Here is a 6,769-nt window from a genome sequence, read left to right as displayed (position 1 = left end):
GGTCGAAGGGGACCGCGCGCACGCCGGTCGCCAGCTCCGCCTCCCACGGCTCCCGCACCCGCTGGCGGACGCGCGCCGCGCCCACCGCGGCGACCATCCCGAAGAAGATCCCGCCCAGCAGCCCACCCAGGAGGTTGAGCGGCGGGTTGGGGAACGCCGGCTTGCGGGGGGGGACGGCGGCGTCCACCTGCCGAACGTCGCCCCCCTCGCCGATCGCGTTCAGGCGTGCCTCCACGAGCTGCGTCTGCAGCGCCATCAGCGTCTCGGAGAGCCGCTTCACCTCCATTTCCCGGCGCAGGCTCTCCTCCACCTGCCCCGGGAGGGCGTTCAGCGCCGCCTGGTACCCGCCCAGCTCGCGGCGCAGCTCCGTGCCCTTGCTGCCGAGCCCGGCCAGGTAGTCGCGGGAGAGCGAGACGAGCCTCCCCTCCAGGTGCTCGATGCCGTTGCTCAGCGCGACCACCTCGGGGTCGCGCTCCGTCCGCCTCTCCAGCAGCTCGATGCGGTCGGTCTCCAGCTTGAGGAGGCGCGACAGCACGTCGTTGATGGCCGGGTTGCTCAGGAAGGTGGGGAACGCGGCCAGCTCGCGCGGCGAGAAGCTCCCGGACGTCCCCCTCTCCACGATGCGGCGGAGGGCGCGTGCCTCGACCTCCGCGGTCTCGAGCTCCGCCTGGATGGCCATGGCGCGCTCCATCTCCGTCTTGCCGGAAAGCTCCGGGTCCAGGACGCCACTCTGCTCCTGGTGCCGCCGGAGGGCGGACGACGCGGCGGAGAGCTGCCCCGCGATGCTGTCGGTGTGCGCCGCCAGGAACTCGTACCGGTGCTGGTTCACGCCCCGGTCGGTGGTCTTCCTCCGCTGGAGGTAGCGGGCCACCATGGCATTGGGGACGGCGGCCGCAAGCACCGGGTCCTCCGCACGGAACGAGAGCTTCACCACCTCACCCCCCGGCACCTCGGCGCGCAGCTCCTTTTCCACCGCGAGGATGGCGTCGTAGCGATCGCGAACCTCCACCTCGAAGCGCTCCGGGAGCGAGCCGGGCCGCAGCACCAGCACGCCGCCGGGAATCCGGAACGGCTCACCCGGCGAGGCGATGCCGGCGGCGCCGGGTCCCTCCACCGCGTAGCCGCCGGAGCGGCGCTCGAAGCGGTAGCGCCCGCCCTCCGCGCCCGGCTCCACGCGGGCCGACGCGAAGAGCGCCTCGCTCCGCGTGCCGGAGGGATCCACCACGCGGACCTGGAGTCCAAGCGAGTCCACCACCTCGCCGAGCACCGTCCGGCTGGTGAGGATCTGCTGCTCCGTCTCCACTTCGGAACCCCCGAGGCCACCCTCGGGGAGACCCCCCAGCAGCCCGGAGATGCGCGAGAGCGCGAGCGCCGACGAGCCGCCCCCGGACTGGCTGCGCAGGAGCACGGTCGCGGATGCCTCGTACTCGCGGTCGAGCACGACCAGCGTCGCCGCCCCCGCGAGGAGGCCGAGCAGGGCGCCCCCGGCGATCCAGGCGCCGCCCCGCCGGAGCGCGGCGCCGATCTCCCTCAGGTCAAGCGTGTCCCGGTCCATGCTATTTTCCCTTGTCCTTGCCCAGCAGGCTCTCGATCATCGGCCAGACGGTGACCCGCACCGCGCCGAGGAGCCCCACCGCCCCGCCGAGCCACGCCATGGGGTTCCGCGCGAGCGCACTCCGCGGGCGGATGAAGACCTGGTCGCCCGACTGCAGCTCGGCCACGGAGAGCTCCGTGCCCTCGCCGACGCCGTACCGGATCCGCTGCCCGTCGCGCACGATGATGATGTTCCGGGGGTTCCCTGCCTCCGTGTAGCCGCCCGCCCGCGCGATGATCTCGGGGAGGCCCACCGTGAGGTCGGCCAGGTAGATCCCGGGATTCCGCACCTCCCCCTGCACCCCGATGCGCCGCAGCACGACGATCTCCACCGACGGGTTCCGGAGGTACACCGCGTAGGCGCTGCGCAGCGAGTCCTGCAGGGCGGCGAGCGGCTGGTCCGTCACGTGGACGGCGCCCAGCTTGGGGAGGATCGCCTCTCCCCGCTCGGAGATGTTGAAGGTGTCGCTCATCTCCGGCTCGTTCCAGATCTTCAGCGCGATCCGGTCGCCGGGACGGGGCTTCGCGCTCGCCGCCACGTCAAGGCCGGGGCGCAGCTCGGGAGAATCGGTCTCCTGCTGCGCGGCGGCTCCCGGCCCGAGGGCGGTGAGCGTCGCGAACAGGAGGAGCGCAGTGCGCGTGGGGAAGGTCATGCAAGTGGCTCGTGACGGGGATCGCGGGTCGCTGCCCGGGGCGGTCGCACTGGCCTCCCCGGGCGTCCGGCGCGGAGGCCGCAAGCACGATCATCCGCGCACCTCACCGCAGGAGTGGCGCGCGGCGGACCCAAAAGTAGTAATGATAGCGTTTTGCACGGTCCCGGTCAACGCGCCGGAAGCACGTCGGCACCGGCCCGCGTGCAGACCCAGCTAGGACGAGCTCCGGCGGGCGGAGGTCACCTGCCGGAGCGGAAGCACGCGAGGAAGGGGTGCGCGCGGCGTGAGCGGCCGCGGCTGGACTGAGGAGGGACCACGTCGCGCTCAGCCGCGGTCCTCCTCCCACAGCTCCGCGCCGAAGTGGTCCCAGGGGAGGCGCCCCTCGTCGGGGTCCGCGGCCTCGAACTGCTGGTCCATGGCGTAGACCAGGAGCGCACCCTCCGCGCCGGCCCTGTAGCCGTGGGCCACTCCGGCGGGGATGTAGAGCTGGGCCGGCTCTTCGCCGCTGAGGAGGACCCGCTGGCGCACCCCGCCCGTCGGCGACTCCGCCCGGCAGTCCACGAGCCAGACGAGGAGCTGCCCCTGGAGCACCGTCCAGAGCTCGTTCTGGCCGCGCTTCGGGTGGACGTGGAAGGCGTTGATGCGGCCCGGCGCCGCGTGGGAAGCGGAGAGCTGGCGGACGGTGAGCGAGACCCCCGCCGGGAGCGCGTCCGCGGCGCCGTCCGAAAGGCGCAGCAGCTCCGCGAACCAGCCGTTCTCCGCTCGGTGCTTGCGGACCGGGCGGAGGACGACGTCGGCGATGCGGGGAGGCGCGGCGTAGCTCTGAAAGGTGACGGCCGCGCGGACCTCTTCCGTGAGCGGAACTGCGGGCCCCGCCGCATGGGGGGGAAGGGCCGGGTCCGTCATGGGCAGACGCGGCGCGGAACGAGAAGCGGGGAACCGGGGGTCAGAAGGCCCCCGTCCTGCGCATCACCGCGGGGAGGGTGAGGAGGAGGATCTTCAGGTCGAGCCACACGGACCATCCGTCGATGTACTCCCGGTCGAAGCGGACCACCTCCTCGAAGTCAACCACCTGGCTCCGTCCCCGCACCTGCCAGAGCCCGGTGATCCCCGGGAGAACGCTCAGGCGCTCGAAGTGGTGGTCGGAGTACTGGTCCAGGTCCTCCGGGAAGAAAGGGCGCGGGCCGATCACGCTCATCTCCCCGGCGAGGACGTTGAAGAGCTGCGGAAGCTCGTCCAGCGAAGTCTTGCGCAGGAGCCGCCCCACCCGGGTCACCCGCGGGTCGTTACGGATCTTGAAGAGGCGCGGGTCCCCGGACTCGTTCAGGTGGTGCAGCTCCATCTTCATGGCGTCCGCATCGTTGACCATCGTGCGGAACTTGTACATCCGGAACGGGCGGCCACCCAGCCCCGCGCGCACCTGCCTGAACAGCACCGGGCCGGGGGAGTCCAGCTTGATGGCGAGGGCGATCAGGACGAAGAGGGGCCAGGTGACGACGAGGACGATCATGCTCAGCGTGAGGTCGATCGTCCGCTTCACGGCGAGCTGGGGGAAACCGAGCCCGACGGGGCGGAGCCGGAGGAGCGTCCCCCCGCGCACCTGCCTCGACTCGAACTGCATCCCCATCAGGTGCAGCGTCTTCGGCGCGAGGGAGACGCCGACTCCGCGCTGGACGCAGCGGTGGATCAGCGTCTCCAGCGCCTCGAACGAGAGCTTGGACGACGCGACGATCACCTCCTGAACGTCCGTGGCCTCCAGCGCCAGGTCGATCTCCGCGATGGCGTGGATCGCCCCCGGCTCCCGCTCGTGCGTGGGAGAAAGGCGCCCCATCACGCGCAGGTCGGCGCTGTTGCGGTCCCGGAGCATCTCGACCACACCCTGCAGCTCGTCGCTGGACCCTACCACGAGCGCCCGCCGCCGCCCGATCCCGAGCGAGTAGGCGAAGCTCACGCCCCGGTCGATGACCACGCGCACGGCGAAGATCGCGATCGTGGCCCAGAGGACATAGGCGAGCAGCCCCAGCGCCTCGACCCGGAGCGGCGCGCCCATCCCCCCCACCAGGAACGCCTGCATCCCGGTCGCCGAGACGCCCAGGAGCAGCCCCAGCAGCACGCGCCAGAAGCTCACCCGGCTCTCTCCAGCCCGGTACGCGCCGCTCACGCTGAGCGCCAGGGGCTGGATGCATACCGCGACGACGAACGTGCTCCAGCTCGCGGCCGCGCTCCCGAAGCCGGCGGGCCAGGCATCCGGCCGAAGCGAGAGCATGGCGGACGCCGCACCGAGCGCGGCGGCGATGTCCGTCAGCATGAGGACGAAGATGCGGGACGCCCGCCGCCCCATCTCCAGCCACCCGCGCCGGATCGCTGCGTCCACGGCCTGCCGCACGTCGGTGTCGGACAGGCTGCGTACGGGCGGCTCTATGGCCGTACCCGGGATCACCCGACTGTTCATATGGTTCGCACGTATGGAAAGTACCAACGCCGCCTTCGCCGACCGGACGTCGACGCCCCCGCGGAGACCCGGCCGGTCACGCGGACTCCTGGTACTCGGCCCTGGACGGAAGAGTCGGCCGGGCCGCTCGCGCGGCCTGGAGCTGGTGCTCTATGGCGGCGCCGAGCCGCGCCCGGAACACTTCGGTCCCGAACCGCTCCGCGTTGCGCCTGCACACGGCCGGATCGAAGGCGATCCCGTCCGCCCGCTGCATCGCTTCGACGACCGCCTCTACGGTCTGCTCGTCGAAGAGCACCCCCGTAGCGCCGTCCACCACCGTCTCCAGCGCGCCGCCCCGGCCATACGCGATCACCGGCCGTCCGGCGGCCTGCGCCTCCACCGGAGCGATCCCGAAGTCTTCCCACCCGGGGAAGAGGAAGGCGCGGCAGCGCGCGAGCAGGTCCGCCACCGACTCGTCGCTCTGCCACCCGCGGATCTCCACCGTCGGACCCGCGAGCGCCTCGAGGCGTCTGCGCTCCGTCCCGTCGCCCACCACCACCAGCCGCCGCCGCAGGCGGTTCGCCGCCTCCACCGCCAGGTCCACCCGCTTGTAGGGGACCAGGCGCGAGACGACGAGGTAGAAGTCGTCCGGGTCCCTGCCGTTGGGCGTGATGCGATCCACGTCCACGGGCGGGTAGATCAGCTCGGAGTCCCGGCGGTAGTGCCGGCGGATGCGGGAGGCCACCTCGTACGAGTTGGCGACGAAGTGGTCGACCCGGTCGGACGAGAGCCTGTCCCAGACGCGCAGCGCGTGTGCGGCCGGCGCGATCAGCGCCCGCGCCCGGTGCCCGCGGGTGTAGTCGTGGTACAGGTCCCAGATGTACCGGCAGGGCGTGTGGCAGTAACAGACGTTCACGGCGCCGGGCGAGGTGATGACGCCCTTGGCGAAGGCGCTGCTGGAGGTGATCACCAGGTCGTACCGGCTCATGTCGAACTGCTCGAACGCCAGCGGCATGAGCGGCAGCAGGAACTGGTACTTCTGCTTGGCGAAGGGGATGCGCTGCAGGAACGACGGCCGGACGTCCCACTCCCGCGCGGACGCGGGGACGCGGGACGGGTCGTAGACGGCGGTATAGATGGGCGCATCGGGGAACATGCGGTGCAGTTCCCGGACGACCCGCTCACCGCCCCCGTACGAGGTAAGCCAGTCGTGGGTGATCGCGACCCTCATGGGCGCGCTCCGGCCGGTACCGGCCGCGTACGATCGTCCGGCATTCCGGAAGCTACTCCTCCCCGAGGGTCCAACGTTTCGCGGCGCCGTGCCTCAGGCATGGACGCCGCTCGACTCCAGGTACCGGACAAGTGAATCCTTCCAGTCGGGAAGCTCCCGCCCTGTCCGCTCTTCCGTGGCGGAACAGTCCAGGACCGAGTACGAGGGACGTGGCGCGGGGCGGGCGAACTCCGCCGACGTGACCGGCACCACCTCGGCGGCGGGCTCGGCCCGCGCCACGATTTCCCGGGCGAAGCCGAACCAGCTCACCGGCTCCCCGCCGCCGGTGGCGTGGAAGATACCCTGCGCCCCGGCTTCCATCAACAGAATCGTCGCATCCGCCAGCGCGCCGGTCCAGGTGGGCCGCCCCCACTGGTCGTCGACAACCCGCAGCGGCTTTCCCTCGCGGGCCAGCCGGAGGATGGCGTCCACGAAGTGGGTACCTCCCTCTCCATACAGCCAGCTCGTCCGCACCACCGTTCCCCGCGCCGCCGAGAGCGCCGCCCGCTCCCCCTCCAGCTTGGACCGGCCGTACGCGTTCACGGGGTCCGTGGGGTCGTCCGGCCGGTACGGCACCGAGGCCGTTCCGTCAAAAACGTAGTCGGTGCTGGGATAGACGAGCGCCGCCCCGAGCCGGTCACACGCCCGCGCAACGTGCGCGGTGGCGGCCGCGTTGACCCGGTGCGCCTCCGCCTCGTCCACCTCCGCACGGTCCACCGCCGTGTACGCGGCGCACTGCACCACCGCATCGGGCCGCTCGGCGGAAAGCCGCGCCCGCACGGCCGGCTCGTCGGCCACGTCCAGCGCCGCGCGGTCCAGCGC

General features: G+C 72.0%; 6 protein-coding genes. All 6 read right to left on the bottom strand.

Annotated features, from left to right (window positions below; translation table 11 throughout):
- Window positions 1-1,555: Wzz/FepE/Etk N-terminal domain-containing protein (locus VGR37_14175; GenBank protein ID HEV2148546.1), on the bottom strand; the 1,555-nt coding region annotated here is incomplete at its 3' end.
- A 1-nt stretch (window position 1,556) separates the two neighbouring features.
- Window positions 1,557-2,246 (bottom strand): polysaccharide biosynthesis/export family protein, encoded by a 690-nt coding sequence (locus tag VGR37_14170; protein HEV2148545.1) that lies wholly within the window; start codon window positions 2,244-2,246, stop codon window positions 1,557-1,559.
- 324 nt (window positions 2,247-2,570) lie between these two features.
- Window positions 2,571-3,152 carry a dTDP-4-dehydrorhamnose 3,5-epimerase family protein gene (locus VGR37_14165; protein HEV2148544.1) on the bottom strand — a complete coding sequence of 194 codons (582 nt, stop codon included), beginning with the start codon at window positions 3,150-3,152 and terminating at the stop codon, window positions 2,571-2,573.
- A 40-nt stretch (window positions 3,153-3,192) separates the two neighbouring features.
- Window positions 3,193-4,698 (bottom strand): sugar transferase, encoded by a 1,506-nt coding sequence (locus VGR37_14160; protein ID HEV2148543.1) that lies wholly within the window; start codon window positions 4,696-4,698, stop codon window positions 3,193-3,195.
- A gap of 76 nt (window positions 4,699-4,774) precedes the next feature.
- On the bottom strand, window positions 4,775-5,908 hold the full coding sequence (locus tag VGR37_14155; protein ID HEV2148542.1) for a glycosyltransferase: 1,134 nt from the start codon (window positions 5,906-5,908) through the stop codon (window positions 4,775-4,777).
- A 93-nt stretch (window positions 5,909-6,001) separates the two neighbouring features.
- A partial coding sequence (gene rfbD / locus VGR37_14150; GenBank protein HEV2148541.1) for a dTDP-4-dehydrorhamnose reductase occupies window positions 6,002-6,769 on the bottom strand: 768 nt, incomplete at its 5' end.

The organism is Longimicrobiaceae bacterium (assembly GCA_035936415.1).
Lineage (GTDB): Bacteria > Gemmatimonadota > Gemmatimonadetes > Longimicrobiales > Longimicrobiaceae > JAFAYN01.
This window is presented reverse-complemented; position numbering and strand designations above follow the sequence as displayed.

Bases quoted from the DNA above. Each gene is read 5' to 3' on its own strand.
- VGR37_14170 (HEV2148545.1), bottom strand. From the start codon at position 2,246: ATGACCTTCCCCACGCGCACTGCGCTCCTCCTGTTCGCGACGCTCACC.
- VGR37_14165 (HEV2148544.1), bottom strand. From the start codon at position 3,152: ATGACGGACCCGGCCCTTCCCCCCCATGCGGCGGGGCCCGCAGTTCCG.
- VGR37_14160 (HEV2148543.1), bottom strand. From the start codon at position 4,698: ATGAACAGTCGGGTGATCCCGGGTACGGCCATAGAGCCGCCCGTACGC.
- VGR37_14155 (HEV2148542.1), bottom strand. From the start codon at position 5,908: ATGAGGGTCGCGATCACCCACGACTGGCTTACCTCGTACGGGGGCGGT.